General features: G+C 72.1%; 16 protein-coding genes and 2 tRNA genes. 7 read left to right on the top strand and 11 right to left on the bottom strand.

The features are described from left to right. Window positions 1–56: 56 nt before the first annotated feature. Window positions 57–596: a lipase chaperone gene (locus BW982_RS17630; protein WP_076490401.1), complete on the bottom strand. Its 540-nt coding sequence runs from the start codon at window positions 594–596 to the stop codon at window positions 57–59. Window positions 597–743: 147 nt separating this feature from the next. Between BW982_RS17630 and BW982_RS01880 the strand changes: the two genes are divergently transcribed. After that, on the top strand, window positions 744–1,418 hold the full coding sequence (locus BW982_RS01880; RefSeq protein WP_076490400.1) for a response regulator transcription factor: 675 nt from the start codon (window positions 744–746) through the stop codon (window positions 1,416–1,418). Continuing rightward, window positions 1,415–2,893 carry a sensor histidine kinase gene (locus BW982_RS01875; RefSeq protein WP_083696477.1) on the top strand — a complete coding sequence of 493 codons (1,479 nt, stop codon included), beginning with the start codon at window positions 1,415–1,417 and terminating at the stop codon, window positions 2,891–2,893. Before BW982_RS01880 ends, BW982_RS01875 begins: the two co-directional genes overlap by 4 nt. On the opposite strand, the gene BW982_RS01870 is transcribed toward BW982_RS01875, so the two are convergent. Next, the gene (locus tag BW982_RS01870; protein WP_076490399.1) at window positions 2,838–3,164 is read right to left on the bottom strand and encodes a DUF7882 family protein; all 327 of its coding nucleotides are present in this window, start codon (window positions 3,162–3,164) and stop codon (window positions 2,838–2,840) included. The two genes, BW982_RS01875 and BW982_RS01870, sit on opposite strands and share 56 nt — an antisense overlap. 264 nt (window positions 3,165–3,428) lie before the next feature. Between BW982_RS01870 and BW982_RS01865 the strand changes: the two genes are divergently transcribed. Together BW982_RS01865 and BW982_RS01860 are read left to right on the top strand one after the other, a co-directional pair. Next, entirely contained in the window at window positions 3,429–4,832 is a 1,404-nt protein-coding gene (locus tag BW982_RS01865; protein WP_076490398.1) for a hemolysin family protein, read from the top strand. Then, a complete protein-coding gene (locus tag BW982_RS01860; protein ID WP_076490397.1) occupies window positions 4,829–5,836 on the top strand; it encodes a CNNM domain-containing protein in 1,008 nt (335 codons plus the stop codon). Before BW982_RS01865 ends, BW982_RS01860 begins: the two co-directional genes overlap by 4 nt. Before the next feature lie 111 nt (window positions 5,837–5,947). On the opposite strand, the gene BW982_RS01855 is transcribed toward BW982_RS01860, so the two are convergent. Continuing rightward, the gene (locus tag BW982_RS01855) at window positions 5,948–6,814 is read right to left on the bottom strand and encodes a zinc-ribbon domain-containing protein (protein WP_076491745.1); all 867 of its coding nucleotides are present in this window, start codon (window positions 6,812–6,814) and stop codon (window positions 5,948–5,950) included. A gap of 58 nt (window positions 6,815–6,872) precedes the next feature. Continuing rightward, window positions 6,873–7,700 (bottom strand): helix-turn-helix transcriptional regulator, encoded by an 828-nt coding sequence (locus BW982_RS01850; protein WP_076490396.1) that lies wholly within the window; start codon window positions 7,698–7,700, stop codon window positions 6,873–6,875. 109 nt (window positions 7,701–7,809) lie between these two features. On the opposite strand from BW982_RS01850, the gene hxlB reads away from it, so the two are divergent. Together hxlB and hxlA are read left to right on the top strand one after the other, a co-directional pair. After that, window positions 7,810–8,382: a 6-phospho-3-hexuloisomerase gene (hxlB, locus tag BW982_RS01845; protein ID WP_076490395.1), complete on the top strand. Its 573-nt coding sequence runs from the start codon at window positions 7,810–7,812 to the stop codon at window positions 8,380–8,382. Window positions 8,383–8,423: 41 nt separating this feature from the next. Continuing rightward, window positions 8,424–9,053 carry a 3-hexulose-6-phosphate synthase gene (hxlA, locus tag BW982_RS01840; RefSeq protein ID WP_076490394.1) on the top strand — a complete coding sequence of 210 codons (630 nt, stop codon included), beginning with the start codon at window positions 8,424–8,426 and terminating at the stop codon, window positions 9,051–9,053. A gap of 69 nt (window positions 9,054–9,122) precedes the next feature. Here the strand turns inward: hxlA and BW982_RS01835 are convergent, their stop codons facing one another. The 3 genes from BW982_RS01835 to BW982_RS01825 form a co-directional block, all read right to left on the bottom strand. Next, entirely contained in the window at window positions 9,123–9,308 is a 186-nt protein-coding gene (locus BW982_RS01835; RefSeq protein WP_076490393.1) for a zf-TFIIB domain-containing protein, read from the bottom strand. Window positions 9,309–9,414: 106 nt separating this feature from the next. After that, a tRNA-Ile gene (locus BW982_RS01830) sits at window positions 9,415–9,488 on the bottom strand. Window positions 9,489–9,656: 168 nt separating this feature from the next. Further along, window positions 9,657–10,619, bottom strand: a complete 963-nt coding sequence (locus BW982_RS01825) for a DMT family transporter (RefSeq protein WP_175611009.1) — start codon at window positions 10,617–10,619, stop codon at window positions 9,657–9,659. Window positions 10,620–10,660: 41 nt separating this feature from the next. Between BW982_RS01825 and def the strand changes: the two genes are divergently transcribed. Next, window positions 10,661–11,227: a peptide deformylase gene (gene def / locus BW982_RS01820; protein WP_076490392.1), complete on the top strand. Its 567-nt coding sequence runs from the start codon at window positions 10,661–10,663 to the stop codon at window positions 11,225–11,227. 6 nt (window positions 11,228–11,233) lie between these two features. Here the strand turns inward: def and BW982_RS01815 are convergent, their stop codons facing one another. From BW982_RS01815 to BW982_RS01800, 4 genes are all read right to left on the bottom strand, one after another. Beyond that, window positions 11,234–13,612, bottom strand: coding sequence for an acyltransferase family protein (locus BW982_RS01815; RefSeq protein ID WP_254845508.1), 2,379 nt, complete (start codon window positions 13,610–13,612; stop codon window positions 11,234–11,236). 126 nt (window positions 13,613–13,738) lie between these two features. Further along, the gene (gene glsA / locus BW982_RS01810) at window positions 13,739–14,671 is read right to left on the bottom strand and encodes a glutaminase A (protein WP_076490391.1); all 933 of its coding nucleotides are present in this window, start codon (window positions 14,669–14,671) and stop codon (window positions 13,739–13,741) included. A 131-nt stretch (window positions 14,672–14,802) separates the two neighbouring features. Further along, a tRNA-Asn gene (locus BW982_RS01805) sits at window positions 14,803–14,875 on the bottom strand. A gap of 62 nt (window positions 14,876–14,937) precedes the next feature. Next, a complete protein-coding gene (locus tag BW982_RS01800) occupies window positions 14,938–15,711 on the bottom strand; it encodes an ATP-binding cassette domain-containing protein (protein WP_076490390.1) in 774 nt (257 codons plus the stop codon). Window positions 15,712–15,716 lie beyond the last annotated feature (5 nt).

Genomic DNA, 15,716 nt, shown 5'->3' with positions numbered 1-15,716 from the left:
GCACCGCGCTGACCGCGTGCTGGACGCGGCCCGCGCGGCGCGGCGGAATCGGGCGATCAGCTCCCCTTGACCGCGGGCGGCGTGGCCTCGGGCGTCGCCCCTCCGTCGGGCGTGGGCGGGGTGGGCGCGGTGCCGTCGCTCGGCGGGGTCGGCGCCGTCGGTGCCGTGCCGTCGGCGGGCGGAGCGGGCGGGGTGCGTCCCTCTGCTCCGGGGCCTCCGGGACGCCCCGGAGCCCCGCCCGGACCGCACTGCCCCGCCTGCGGTGCGCCCTCGGGGGCGGCCGGTGCCGTGCCGTCGGCGGGCGGGGTGGGCGCGGTGCCGCCGGTGGGCGGGGTCGGCCCGGCGGTGGGCGCACCCGTGGGGGCACCGGTCGGTGCGGACGCCCCTCCGTCGGCGCCCGGCGCGTTGTGCGTCGCCGCCGCCGTCGTCGGCGTTCCAGACTGGGCGGCGAGCGCCGCCGTTCCGCCGGTCAGCCCGACGGCTGCGACCACCGCGGCGGCGATCACGGCGGGCCGGACCCATCCGCGACGCTGCGGCATGGCGGCCGGCTCGTCGTGGCGCGGGAGCGGCTGGGTGGGGTTGTCGTCCTCGTACATGATCTTCCTCTCGGGCCGGCGCATCTCGTCGGCGTCGATGACCAGCCTTCGAACCGGAACTGAAGCCGACCTGAAGTCGCCGACGCGCGGGCGAACACGTAGGCCTCGCATAAGCGGCGTCCAGTGTCCGCCCGTAGCCTCGGTCGGATGTCCGCCCCCGCCCGCGTGCTCGTCCTCGACGACGACGAGACCATCCGTCTCGCCGTCGTCCTCGCGCTGCGCGCCGACGGATTCATCGCGGAGGGAGCGCCGGACGGCACGGACCTGACCGAGCGCCTGGACCGCTTCCGCCCCGACCTCGTGGTGCTGGACTGGATGATGCCCGGGCCCAGCGGCATCCGGCTGCTCCCCGTCGTGCGCGCGGCGGGAGACACCGCGGTGATCATGCTCACGGCCCGCGACGAGGTCGACGATCGCCTGCGCGGGTTCGCCGAGGGCGCGGACGATTACGTCGTCAAGCCGTTCACGATGGCCGAGCTGGTGGCCCGCACGGGCGCGGTCCTGCGGCGGCGCGGGCGGCTCCCCCAGACGGTGTCGGTGGCCGACCTGGTCGTGGATGCCGATGCGGCCACCGCACATCGGGCGGGAACGCTGCTCGACCTCACCGCGACGGAGTTCCGTCTGCTGCGGCTGCTCGTCGACAGCCGCGGCCGCACCCTGTCGAAGGCTCAGATCCTCACCCAGGTGTGGGGCTACGAGGACTACGACGTGAACCTGGTCGAGGTGCACGTGAGCGCGCTGCGACGCAAGATGGAGACCCACGGCCCGCGCCTGGTCCACACCGTGCGCGGACTCGGCTACCGCCTGAGTGAGCGGTCGTGAGCACGCCGCGGCCGTTGCGCTCGGGATCCCTCCGCCGCCGCACGATCGTCTCGGTCCTGGCGCTCGTCGCACTCCTGCTCGTGGTGCTCGCGGTGATCGTCGACATCGCGCTCGGGGCGCGCCTGCGCGGGCAGATCGAGGACCGGCTGCGGGACCGGGCCGCCGCGACCGCATCGCTCGTCGGGATCGTGGACGACACCGACCTCGCCGACCGGCTGTCGGCGCAGGGGCTCGCGGTGCGCATCGACGGTGCCGGCGGCGACTCGGTCGTGGCCGGTCCCAGCCCGGATCAGCTGCGGACGGCTCCGCCGGGACCCCCCGGGGGCGGTCCGCGCGGCGAGGCTCCGCCGACGTCGTCGCCGGGAGCGGTGACCGTCACGGCCTCGGAACTCACGGGCGACGCGGATCTCGTCACGCTGCGATCGGCGCTCAGCGACGGATCCACCCTGACGTTGACCGCCTCGGCCGCCGGCGTGGGCGAGACCCTCGCCCAGGTCCGCTGGATCATGGCCATCGCATCGGTGGGCGTTCTGGTGCTCGCCGCGGGGGCGGTGATCCTCGTCGTCCGTGCGACGCTCCGGCCGCTCAACGACGTGTCCGATGTCGCCCGCGCGATCGGCGGCGGCGAACGCGACCGCCGGCTGCGCCCGACGCATCCCGAGACCGAGATCGGGCGCGTCGCGCGCGCCCTCGACGACATGCTGGATGACGTCGTGGGCGCCGAGGTCGCGGCACGCGCCGCGGAGGAGCGGCTTCGCGCCTTCCTCTCGGATGCCGCTCACGAACTGCGGACGCCGGTCGCCGGCATCCGGGCCGCCGCCGACACGCTCGTGCGCGCCGATCTCGAGGGACCCGAGCGGGAGACACTCGCCGCGCACGTGGTCCGGGAAGCGACCCGCGCCTCCCGGCTCGTGGATGATCTGCTCCTCATGGCTCGGGTGGACCGCGGCCTCGAGCTCGCACTCACCGAGACCGACCTCCGCGACGTCGTCGCGGCCGAGGCCGAGCGGGCCCGCCTCGTGCATCCCGCGATGACCGTGCGGACACGGATCCCGGACGCCGCCGTGCGCGTCGCGATCGACCGCGACAGGATCGCCCAGGTGCTGTCGAACCTCGTGGAGAACGCGGCGCGCGCCACCGACGGCCGCGGCCGCGTGGAGCTCGGCATCCGACTCTCGGATGCCGAGATCGAGGTGCGGGTGCGCGACGACGGTCCGGGTGTGCCCCCGGAGGACCGCGAGCGCATCTTCGATCGGCTCGTTCGTCTCGAGGACGCGCGCACGGCTAACGGGGGCGTCGGGCTGGGGCTCCCCATCGCCCGTGGGATCGCCCGCGTGCACGGCGGTGACGTGGAATGCCTCCCCGCGGACGCCGGCGCGGTGTTCGTGCTCCGGCTCCCGTGGTCGGCGACCCGACCGGTCAGCGCGCGGGACGTGCGGGCGCGGCCTGAGGTGCCGCGATCCCCGCGCCCGTGAGCGTGAGGCCATCGGCACCGCTGGCGTCGTGCATCATCTGGTCGACGAGCTCGCGATCGATCGCCGGCTCCCGGCCGCCGTAGAACTGCAGGACGAGCGCGTTGGAGGCATGGATCCAGAGGCTCGCCTGCCGCACCCCCTCGTTGACCGGCACCTGGAGCATGAAGCCCTCGTTGCGGCGGAGCTTGTTCATGATGACGATGCGCAGATGCGCGAGCAGACGGTCGTCGATATCGAACGTCGCACGGTCGCGGTAGATGAGGCGTCCCACGGCTGGTCCTTTTCTGGCGCGCCGAAGCGTACCGGTAGAGCAAGGGCGGGACCACGCCGGGAAGCGAGGCAATGCGGGGATAACCATTGTGCCACCCCGCGGCCGTCTCGGACGCCACAGCGATTTCAAAGCGAACGCCGATATCGTTCTCGTCACCGAATCGACGACCCACGAGAGAGAATCCCCCGTGAGCCATCCCCGCACCTCCCCCGACCAGGAGGGCCGATCTTCGAGCCCTCTCGATTCGAGAGGGGGTGAGATTCGATGCTGACGGCGGTTCTGACACTGCTTCTGGGTGTGATCGTGACGCTCGCGATCATCGCGGCCTGCGGGTTCTTCGTGGCGCAGGAGTTCGCGTACATGTCGGTGGACCGATCCCGACTGGCCGCGCGCGCCGAGAAGGGCGATGTCCAGGCGAAGCGGGTGCTCGCCATCACGCAGCGGACATCGTTCATGCTCTCGGGCGCGCAACTCGGCATCACCGTCACCGGACTGCTGATCGGCTACGTGGCGGAGCCGCTCATCGGCGCCTCGATCGGAACGCTGCTGGGCGGTGTCGGCATCGACCCCGGCGTCTCGGTCGCGATCGGCACGGTCGGCGCACTGCTGCTCGCCACGGTCGTCACCATGATCTTCGGCGAGCTCTACCCGAAGAACCTCGCCATCGCGAACCCCGAGCCCCTGGCCCGTGCCCTCGCCGTGCCCACTCGCATCTATCTGCTGGCGTTCGGCTGGCTGATCACCGTGTTCGACGTCGCCGCGAACGCGCTCCTGCGCCTGGTGCGGATCGAGCCGCTCGAAGACGTCGACGAGAGCGCGACCGCGCGCGACCTCGAGGCGATCGTCGAGGAGTCGCGCGCGAGCGGCGACCTGCCCGACGACCTGTCGATGATCATCGACCGCATCCTCGACTTCCCCCAGCGTGACGTCGAGCACGCCATGATCCCGCGTTCGCAGGTCGACTCGGTCCGTCCGCAGGCAACCGTGGCAGAGGTCCGGTCGCTGATGGCCACCGGGCACACCCGTTACCCCGTGATCGGCGAAGAGGACTCCCCGGTGGGAGTGGTCGAGCTCATCGATCTCCTCCGGGTCAAGCCGGATGCCGCCGACCCGGTGTCGTCGGTCATGCGACCGGCGGTCGTGATCCCGACGTCGATGCTGCTCCCCGTCGCCCTCGACCGGATGCGGCGCAGCCGCAACGAGCTCGCGTGCGTGGTCGACGAGTACGGCAACTTCGACGGCATCCTCACGATCGAAGATCTCACCGAGGAGGTCATCGGCGAACTCTCCGACGAGCACGACCTCGAGATCGACGAGGTCGCCGCGGTCGGCGACGACGCGTGGACGGTCCCGGGCGACCTGCACCTCGACGAACTGGAACGCCTCATCGGGCACGACCTCGCCGACGGCGACGTCGAGACGGCCGCGGGGCTCGTGATCGAGGCGCACGGCGACCTGCCCGCGGTCGGAACGATCGTCCGCGTCGACCTGCCCGAACGCGCGGGTGAAGTGGTGCAGGGGCTGCATCTGGACCGCTGGCTCGACATCGAGGTCACCGAGGTCGACCGGCACGTGCCCTCGCAGCTCGTCGTGCGGCTCCACGAGGTCGACCGGGATGCCGAGTCCGCCGCGCCGGCGGAATCCACCGACCAGGAGGTGGCCCGATGAGCTGGTGGGTCGTCACCCTGATCACCGCGGCGCTCATCGTCGCCAGCGCGTTCTTCGTCATCGTGGAGTTCGCGCTCCTCGCCGCGCGCCGCCACCGCCTGGAAGAGGAGGCGGCCACGAGCGCGTCTGCGCGCGCAGCCCTCCGCGGCGTCAACGAGCTCACCGTCATGCTCGCGTTCGCGCAGCTCGGCATCACCGCCTGCACCTTCCTCCTCGGCGCCATCACGAAGCCCGCCATCGACTACGCCCTGGCGCCGGTGTTCGAGCAGTGGGGCCTCCCCTACGTGCTCGCCGACATCATCGCGTTCATGCTGGCGCTGATCGTCGTCACCTTCCTCCACCTCGTCATCGGCGAGATGGCGCCGAAGTCCTGGGCGATCGCGCACCCGGAGACCGCGGCGAAGGCGACCGGCATCCTCGCCCGCGCGCTGACCTGGCCGCTGCGCCCCTTCCTGCTGTGGATCAACCGCATCGCGAACCGCCTCGTCCGCGCGTCCGGCGTCGAGCCGGTGGACAAGGCCGCGGCGGGCGGTCAGGATGCGGACACGATCCGCGAACTCGTCGCGCACTCGCGGCGCGCGGGCACCCTGGACGAGCAGTATTCCGGCCCGATCGCGCAGGCGATCGAGCTGGGTACCCTGACCGTCGGCGACATCGTCCGCACCGACCGGACGCCCACCGCGGTGCCGGCCGATGCGACCGCGGCCGACGTGCAGGCTGCGGCTGCGGCATCCACGCATCTCCGGATCCTCGTCGGAGCCGGAGCGTCCGCGCGGGTCGCACACGTGCGGGACACCCTCGAGGTCGCGCCCTCGACGCCGGCGGTAGACATCGCACGCGAGCCCCTCGTGCTCGCGCCGGATGCCTCGGCCTACGACGCGCTCGCTCGCATGCGCCGCGGCCGTGTGCAGCTGGCGACGGTCGTGGACGGGGAGCGGCTTCTCGGCGTCGTGACCCTCGACGACCTGCTGAAGCAGATCTTGCCGGGGGTGGGCGCGGCCTGAACCGCGCGTCCCCGCGGCGGTTCGGACCGCGCGACGGGTCGTTGTGGGTGCGGGGCGCGTTTCGTGCACTGGGGCGGACATCGCGCGCCCCGGTGCACGGAAGCGCCCCGGTCATCGCACGTACGCGTCGACCAGCAGCGGGCCCCGGATGCCGCGGAACGTCTCGATCAAGCGGTCGAGCGCCGCACGGTTCCAGGACGGAAGCTGCAGATCGTGCGGTCCGAGACGCTCGAGCTTCCCGGTCCGCAGGCGGACGACCTCCCATCCCACGGCGCGGAGTGCGCGATCCTTCCGCCGGTCGGCCTGCTCGCGGCGACCGACGTGCTCGAGCCCATGGCGGCCGATCGAGTCGTACTCGACGGCGATCCGCAGCTCGGGCAGCACCAGGTCGGGCCAGACCTCGAGGTGCTCGAAGAACGGCCGGGCGACCCGCACCGCGGTGAGTCCCTCCGTCAGCGCGAGACGGCCGAAGAGGTCGGCGCGCAGACGGTCTTCGACCGCGGACGCCGGCTTCGGCGCGCACGCCGAGACGAACGCCTCGCCGGGCGGGAGATCGGGGGTCTTGTCGCACAGTCGTGCGACCGGGCGCTTCTTCCTCTCGCGCAGCACCCCGGTCCTCGGGCGGACGGGCTCGTCGACCGACTCCCGCATCGGCAGAGCGACCACGCGGGTCGGGGCTGCCTGATCGCTGCACTCCGGGCACCACGCGCTCCGCCGCCGCTCACGCCCGGGCCGGAAACGCTGCTCGGTCGGGGTCGCGGCGAATCGGTGTCCGGAGTCGCACTGCCACAGCAGGAGCACGTCGGCGGCGGGCGGCACCTGGCTCAGCGCGATCCCCGCGTTGAGGTCGGGGTGGTACTGCCGGATCAATGCCGGGAACGGTGCCCACGCCGAGCGATACGTGCCGATCGCATACGGCACGTGAGCACCTTTCGACCACTGTCGCCGGGCCCACCACGCTTCGACTCGCTCCGCCACGCGACGACGGTAGCGGCGACCTGCGACATCGCCGTCTCCGCGTGCGGTCGCGGTCGGCTCAGCCCCGCGCGCCGGCGGCGGCGAGTTCGGCGCGCGTGCGGGCACCGAGCTTCCGCAGCAGATTCGCGACGTGATACTTCACGGTGTTCGCGCTGATGCCGAGCCCGTCCGCGATCTCGCGGTTGCCGATCCCGGTCACCACGAGTCGGAGCACGTCTCTCTCCCGCTCGGTCAGGTCGGAATCGGTCGGGGCCTCGATCGCCCGGGGCGACGGGTCGAGAGGCAGGGAGATGTCGAGCGTCGACCCCCATCCCGCGGTGGAGTGGACGGCGAGCGTGCCCTCCAGCGCCACGACGCGCTCCGCGATCGGCCGGACGGCGTCATCGTGCGCGTCGAGCGTGCCCGCGCCGTCGTCCCGGAGCTGCATGAGCAGGTTGCGCCCGTCGCAGTCCCACTGGATGCGCACCCGCCGGGCGACGCCGTCGTCGACGAGGGCTAGAACGGCGGTGCGCACGATCGCCCGCGCGCTGTGCGCGACGTCGCCGGGGAGCGCACGACCGGTCGCGGGAGGTTCGACGAACTGCACGTCGAGATCGCCGAAGCGCACGAGGGGCCGAAGATCCGCCCGTAGCCGCGAGAACGCCCCCGTCACGGGTTCGAGGAGCGTGCTGCGCTGGCGGTCGGTCGCCGTGCGCAGTTCGATGAGAGCCGCGGACGCGATCTCGACCGCTTCCGCGCGTGCCGCGGCATCCGAGAGTCGGGTCGATCTGAGCGCCGCGAGGATGGACTCGAGGGTCAGCGCGTGACGGTCGGCCTGCTCGGCCACCGTGCGGGCGTGCTCGGACGCCGCCGATCGACTCGCGTGCGTCAGTGCGTCGGTCGCCATGCCCCCGAACCTACCCGGCCCACCCGAAAGGATGGTCCCACCCGATCGGGTGGGGATGCCGTCTGGCCGGGCGGCGGCACGGAATCCCGGGTGCGAGCACGATCGATGTATGCGCCTTACCTCCGTCGCCGACGCCCTCGACACGATCGGCCGTGAGCTTCAGAACGTCGTCGACGCGGTGCGCCGCGGGGACCGTGCGCCGATGGAACGGGCCGTCACGCTGTTGACGGACGCAGAACGCGTCTTCGTGCACGGCGCCGGCCGCTCCGGCCTCGCGCTGCGTTCCACCGCGATGCGACTCATGCATCTCGGGCTGACCGTCCACGTCGTCGGCGAGGTCACGACCCCGGCCATCGCTCGCGGTGACGTCTTGCTCGTCGCGAGCGGCTCGGGTACCACCGGCGGGATCGTCCAGGCGGCGCGCACCGCCGCCGACGTCGGCGCGCGCGTGCTCGCGCTCTCGACGACGGACGACTCCCCCCTGTCGGAGATCGCCGACGCCACCCTCGTGATCCCGGCGGCGACGAAGACCGATCGCTCGGGCACGGCATCCGCGCAGTACGCGGGCAGCCTGTTCGAGCAGTCCGTCGGCCTCGTCGGTGACGCGCTCTTCCACGCGATGTGGCAGCGCGGCGACCAGTCCGCCGACGACCTGTGGCCGCGCCACGCCAACCTCGAATGACCTCCGCTGGATCCCCGGCATCCACCCGAAAGGACACTCCCATGCAGCTCCAGTTCGCGATCGACACCCTCTCCACCGAGCACGCGCTCGCCCTCGCCGGCCAGGCCGCGCCCTACGTCGACGTCCTCGAACTCGGCACCCCGCTCATCAAGAGTGCCGGGCTCTCGGCCATCACGGCGATCAAGGAGGCCCACCCCGACAAGATCGTCTTCGCCGACCTGAAGACGATGGATGCCGGAGAGCTCGAGGCTGACATGGCCTTCCGGGCCGGCGCCGACCTGGTGACGGTGCTCGGCGTCGCCGGCGACAGCACGATCGCCGGGGCCGTCAAGGCTGCCCAGGCGCACGGCAAGGGCGTCGTGGTGGACCTGATCGGTGTGGCCGACAAGGCCGCCCGCGCCCAGGAGGTCACCGCGCTCGGCGCAGAGTTCGTCGAGATGCACGCGGGCCTGGACGAGCAGGCGGAGGACGGCTTCACGTTCGAAACCCTGCTGCGCGACGGCGAGGCCTCCGGCGTCGCCTTCTCGGTCGCCGGCGGCATCAACGCCCGCACCATCGGCGCCGTGCAGGACTCCGGCGCGCGCGTCGCGGTCGCCGGCAGCGCGATCTACAGCGCCGACGACGTGGCTGCCGCCGCCGCCGAGCTGCGCTCCGCGATCACCGCGGCCTGATCCGCATCGCTGTACGACGGGGCCGCGCTCTCCTGTGGGGAGCGCGGCCCCGTCCGTCGTACGTGAGGGTCAGTCGCCCCAGCCGTCGTCGGCGGCGTCGTGATCACCGCCCGCCCAGGCGAGCCGGAAACCGCAGTCGCGGCACTCGTCGGCCTCGACGCCCTCGTCGAGCAGCGGATGCATCGTGATGCCGCACGACGGGCAGATCGGCTGTGCCGCGTCGTCATCGTCGTCGTAGGGGAAGAGGAAGGTCATGGTCGTTCCGCTCGGGTCGTCGTCTCCCCGCGGGAGGAGGAGACGACGACGAGAACGCCCGGCGCTTGTGCCGTGTTCCCACGCCCCGCTCGTCGGCGGGCATCGGTAGGGCGGGTGGGACTTGAACCCACGATCGTCGGGTTATGAGCCCGCTGCCTTGACCAGCTTGGCCACCGCCCCTCGCGATTCTCGAGCCTACCGGCATCCGTTCTCCGTCGCCGCGAACCCGCCAGATCACGTGATCTGGCCGACCGTACGGGCCATGGCGCGGTACGACAGGTGCGCTCGGCCACGTCACGTGATCTGGCGCCCCGCACACCCCGCGAGGGCCCAGCGCGAGGCGCGCGGTCAGTGCACGCGCGGCTTCTTGGGCTTGCCGTCGGCGGTGATCTGCGGGTGGTGGCGGGTGAGCTGGATCACGCCCCACGTGGCGATCGCGCCGGCGATGACGAAGCCGATCAGTGCCCAGGCGGGAGCCGTCGAGGCCTCGCCGAGCACGGCGAGCCCGATGAGCACGGCGACGATCGGATCGATCACCGTGAGGCCCGCGATCACGAGGTCGGGCGGACCCACCGAGTAGGCCGTCTGCACGAAGTACGCCCCCACGCCGACGGCCGCGAGCAGCGCCACGACGCAGAGCAGGGTCAGCCATTCGAAGTTGCCGGCCTGGATGCGGCTGATGATGACCTTCGCGAGCGTCGCGACGAACCCATAGATGACGCCGGCGGCCATGATGTAGAACAGCGCCTGCGCGCGGCGGCGGACGAGGAACCAGAACACCCCGAAGACGACGACCACGACGGCCAGGATGCCGAGGATGATCAGCAGTTCGCGCGAGGTGACGACGTGCTCGGTCGCGAAGAACGCCGCGATCGTGACAAAGATGAAGATGCCGCCGACGCACGCGGCGATCGCGATGAGGGACTGCCGCGTCGGCTTGTGATGCGTGACCCGCGCGTTCAGGACCGTGGTGATGACGAGGGCGATCGCCCCGAGCGGCTGCACGAGGATCAGCGGAGCGACCGACAGGGCGGCGAGCTGACAGACGATCGCGAGCCCGAGCATCACGGTGCCGGCGACCCACGACGGGCGGGTCAGGAGCGACGTGACCTGCGATCGGGAGAGTCCGCCGGTCGTCTTGCCCGACAGACGCTCGACCTTCTGCACGCCGCGGTGCTGGTACTGCGCGCCGAACGACATGAACACCGCGCCCAGCAGCGCCAGCGGGATACCGAGCAGAATGCGGGGATCGCGGAAGACACCGACGAGCTGATCGATACCGTCGGTGAGGGACACATCGAGCGGAATCACCCTCCGACGATAGCCGCCGCATCGCCGCATAGGCTGGTGACGTGGCCGTTCTCCCTATTCGCATCATGGGCGATCCCGTCCTGCACTCGCCCGCCTCCCGCGTCGACGAGATCACCGATGAGATCCGCACGCTGGTCGCCGACATGTTCGAGACGATGGATGCCGCTCCCGGCGTCGGTCTCGCCGCCCCCCAGGTCGGCGTGGGTCTGCGGATCTTCACGTACACCTATGAAGACGACGAGGGTCGACCGTGGCGCGGGGTCGTCATCAACCCCGAGCTGTGGATCCGCCCGCTCGAGCCGGGCTACCCCGATCCGGACGAAGAGTCCGAGGGATGCCTCTCGTTCCCCGGCGAGCGTTTCCCGTTGCGTCGCTCCGAGTCGGCGCTGCTGACGGGGGTCGACCTCGACGGCCAGCCGGTGCGCATCGAAGTGTCGGGCTGGCGTGCCCGCATCCTGCAGCACGAGTTCGACCACCTCGACGGCGTGCTCTACGTCGATCGCCTCGACGAGGAAGACAGCCGGATCGTCGCGAAGATCGCCAAGAAGCGCAAGTGGGGAAAGCCGGGCGCGTCCTGGATGCCGGGCGTCGACGACATCGACGCCTGAGGCGACTCAGTAGAGTCCGCGTGACTGGAGCTCCTGCTGCAGGATGGGCGCCAGCCGCTCGGCGTACGCCGGGGTCAGGTGGGTCTGGTCGTACCGTACGGGGGTCTCTCCCGCGAAAGCCGGGCACACGTTCTGCCAGCAGGTGAAGGGCAGGGCGCTGATCGCGGTGTTGCCCGTGGCCGCGGCCTCCGCCTCGGTCGCGGACTCCATCTGCGTCCACACGTCGTCTACGGCGGCGAGGCACGCCGACGGTCCGGTCACCGGTGAGTAGCAGCGGTCGAGATCGGCACCGTGCGGCGGCGGGGAGAGGAAGACCGTGCGTCCGGACGGTGCCCACGTGCCGACCTCCGCGAACGTCGAGGTCGCCAGCTGGGCGGGGTCGAGCGACGCGCCGCCGACCGCCGTACCGAGCGTGAAGGCGTTCGAGACGATCAGGAGGTCGGCCGGGTCGGCGGCGATCATCGCCCGCACCTGCGCCTTCCGCGTCTCGCACCCGGCATTGACCGCGGGGTCGCGGCTCTCGATCATGACGTCGGTGAAGCGGCATCCGTACATTCCGACGGTCGTCGCGCGCCACGCTCCCCCGCTCTGCTCCGCGAGCTTCGCGATCGCCGGCGCGTACGCCATCGCGCTGGAGTCGCCGACGAGATACAGGTGACGGGATGCCGACGGGTCGCCGAACGTGCAACGGGCGGGGTCGGGAACCACGTCGGGGGTGAAGCAGTCGTGCGCGCGGTTGTCGGACGACGACTCGCGGATGACCTCATCGAGCCCGGGATGCAGGTCGGGCCACGCGTCCGCGCTGACGGCCGCGGCGAGCTGGGCCTGCAGGGTCGGCAGGGCCTCGGCGACCTCCGCGGGGTCGGCGGCGGGGGCGGCCGCGAGCCCGGGAAGCTGGACGACCGGGGCGCCGTACGCGACGAAGACCGCGAGGACCGTCGCCCCCGCGCCGATCGTCAGCACGGCTGCGGCGAGGCCCATGCGAGCGGAGAAGCGCTCACGCCACGCGGCCCACGTGAGCGGCGGTTGCGGGGCGGCGGCGGGTTCGGATCGCGGTACCGGTCCGGGCGCGGCGGGTGGTGCCGGAGCCGTCGATGGAACCTCCGCGATCGGCGGTACCTCCGCGAGCCGCGCCTCCGCTGCGCGCGGCGTCTTCGGTTCCGCGACCCGGGGCCGCGAACCGGGGTAGTAGCGCTGCCCCGGCACCCATCCCGCGGGGCGGGACGCCGACGCCGCAGCTCGCACGACGGGCGTCACCACCGCTGCGACCGGCTCGGGTGCGACCGGCGGTACCTCCGCCGTGGGCCGGCGCCGGACGAGCCACGGAGAGCGGTGGAGCGGCTGCTCGACACCCAGGTACGTCGCGACCGTGAGCACCGCGGTGATCAGGAGCACGATCGGCATCCAGGAGGGCCCCGCCGGCAGGAGGACCTCGGCGAACACGATCACCGGAAGGTGCCAGAGGTACAGCGAGTACGAGACGTTGCCGACGGCGACGCTCGCAGGGTTCGTCAGGGGGAAGAGGTGACGGTGGCGCGGGTCTCCCCCGATGCCGCCGGCGATGACGAGGGCCGCACCGGCCACGGGAGCGGCCGCCCACGGGGCGGGGAACGGGGACGTCGGGTCGATGACGACGAAGGATGCCGCGACGATCGCCAGGCCGGCCCAGGCGAGGATGCCGCGCAGCGGTGCGGGCATCCGGCGGAGGACGGGCGCGAGGGCAGCGAGCACGGCACCGACGCCGAGCTCCCCCGCTCGGGCGAACGTCGAGAAGTACGCTCCTGTCGGATCGCTCGCGGTGAGCTGGACCGCGGCGACCGCGGACGCCGCGACGAGGACGCCGGCGGTCAGGCCGGCCGTCCGGCGCGCCGCGGGGCCCCGCCGGACGGTCGCGGGGAGGAACGCCACGACCGCGAGGAGAAGCAGCGGCCACGCCAGCGAGAACTGCTCCTCGATCGACAGCGACCAGAAGTGCTGCAGCGGCGAGACGTCCGTGGAGGAGAAGTAGTCGCGCCCGTCCAGCCCGAAGCGCCAGTTCGACACCAGGCCGAGGGCGGAGAGCGCGTCGCCCAGCGTCTGCTCGGCGCGGGCGCGATGGAAGACGACGAAGCCGAGCCCCACGACCGTGCCGAGCACCAGGAGCGCGGCGGGGAGCAGACGCCGGATGCGGCGCGCGAAGAACACCCGGAGGTCGATCGTGCCCGAGGCGGCGAGATCGCGGAGCAGGATGGCCGTGACGAGGAATCCCGAGATCACGAAGAACACGTCGACGCCGGCGAATCCGCCCGACGGCCAGCCGGTGAGGTGGCTCGCCACGACGCCGAGGACGGCCACCGCCCGCAGCCCCTGGAGGTCGAGACGCATGCGGGTCGGGGCGGTGGGCATCGGGCGGCGGCATCCTCTCGGGCCGCCGGATGCAGCCGGAGCGAGCTTACTGGAACCGCTCCCACGGCGCGGGTCGTCGCGTCGTGGGAGCGGAGCCGCCAGACCCCTCCATGGTCGGCACCGCGCTCAGCGCAGCGTGAAGCTGTGCAGGTCCAGGTCGTCGGAGAGGGCTTGCGCGGCGACCCGACCCCGCACGCTCGTACCCTGCTCGTCGAGCGGCGGGCTCACGACGGCGGCTCCCAGGCGGCCCGGCGCGGACAGCACGATGGCGCCGGAGACGCTCGACTTCGCCGGAACACCCACCGCTCGCATCCAGCGCCCGGAGCCGTCGTACACCCCGCAGGTCGCCATGACCGAAATGACGTCGCGGGCCACGGTCGCGGGCACGACTCGCTGCCCGGTCCGCGGGTTGACGCCGCCGAGCGCGAGCGTTGCGCCCATGAGAGCCAGGGTCTCGGCATCCACGAGTGTCGCGCATGCCCGCGCATACACCTCGACCGCGTCGTCCGCGCTCACCGTCAGGGTGCCCTCGGCGCGCATCAGGTGCGCGAGGGCGTGGTTGCGGTCGCCGAGCAGGTGCTCGTTGTGGGCGACGTCCTCGTCGACCTCGAGTTCGCGGGCCGCGAAGGCGGCGAGGCCCCGCGCGATGCGGTCGGCACGTGAAGCGGGGTCGTCGCCCGAGACCAGCGAGGCCGTCAGCAGCGCGCCGGCGTTGACCATCGGGTTCGGCGGGCGCCCCGTTCCGCTCTCGAGCTTGACCGCGTCGAAGGCCTCCCCGGTGGGCTCGATCCCTACACGATCGAGCGCTCCCCCGTCGGTGTCGAGCAGCGCCAGCGCGAACAGGAAGGGCTTGACCGCGGACTGGAGGGTGAAGGACACGCGCCCCTGCGCGCTCGACCGCAGCTCGCCGTCGGGCAGGGCGATCGCTATCGCGTGCAGTTCAGGATCGGCGTCCGCGAGCTGCGGAATGCTGTCGTCGATCTTCCCGCCCCGCTCGGGGAGGCCGCGGGTGCGAAGCGCGTCGAGGTCGTAGGAACGCGGATCGGAGGGGGATGCCATGTCCCCAGCCTGTCAGGCGGAGATGTCGTCGGGGCCGCTCGTCGTCGAGGAAGACCCGGGCAAAAGGTAAGGCCCGGGGTGGAAGCCCGGGCCTAGGTGAGAGGCGCGTTTAGATGGACGCGGATCTCTCGCTCCCCGGCTTGGACTCGAACCAAGAACCTATCGGTTAACAGCCGATTGCTCTGCCAATTGAGCTACCGAGGATCATGCCCGCCTGGCGGTGGGCAACCAGACGATACTAACAGCACCCCGGCGCAGCGGAAAAATCAGCCGGCCGAAATCCGTCGGTCGGGCGCGCCGTCCGGGGTCCACTGGAGCCCCTCGGCACCGTGCCCGTAGGCCACGACGTGGCCGCCGCGCAGCACGAGCACGTCGGCATCCAGGTCACGGGGGGCATCGGCGTCGTTCGTCACCACGAGCGAGGCCATCCCGCGCTCGTCACGTCGACGTGTGATCGCCGTGCGTGCGGCGCGACGGACCTCGACGTCGAGGTTCGCGTAGAGGTCGTCGGCGACGAACAGGCGCGGCTCCAGCACGAGGGCACGCGCGAGCGCGACCCTCTGGCGCATTCCGGCGCTCAGCTCGTACGGATACTTCGGCGCCGTCCCCAGCGGCAGCTCCATCTCATCGAGGAGCGTCGCCACGCGCACCGCCAGGGCACGCGTGTTCACCCGGCGGTCGCGGGCCGTGATCGGTTCCGAGATGACCTCGTGCACCGTCAGCCGCGCGGGCAGGTTCGCCCCGGCGCCCTGGGGCAGATAGCCAGTGTGGAACGTCCATTCGCGCACAGCGCGTCCCGGATGCCGCGCCGAGATGCCGTGGATGCGCGCGTCTCCCCCGACGACGCTGAGACCCTCGTCCGGGCGCCCGGCCAGCAGCGACACGAGAGACGTCTTTCCGGATCCGGTCGGCCCCATCACCACCAGACTCCGCGCCGCCGGCAGCGTGAAGGCGACCCCGTCGATGACGCGCACGCCGTGGCGGGCGAGCGAGAGATCGTCGGCTCGGATGGCGACGGCGGTGTCCAGGGTCCGGGGCATGTGGA

The sequence above is a fragment of the Microbacterium sp. RURRCA19A genome (assembly GCF_900156455.1).
Taxonomy (GTDB): Bacteria; Actinomycetota; Actinomycetes; order Actinomycetales; family Microbacteriaceae; genus Microbacterium.
Note: the sequence above shows the minus strand (reverse complement) of the source record. Positions and strands in the feature narration are given on the sequence as shown.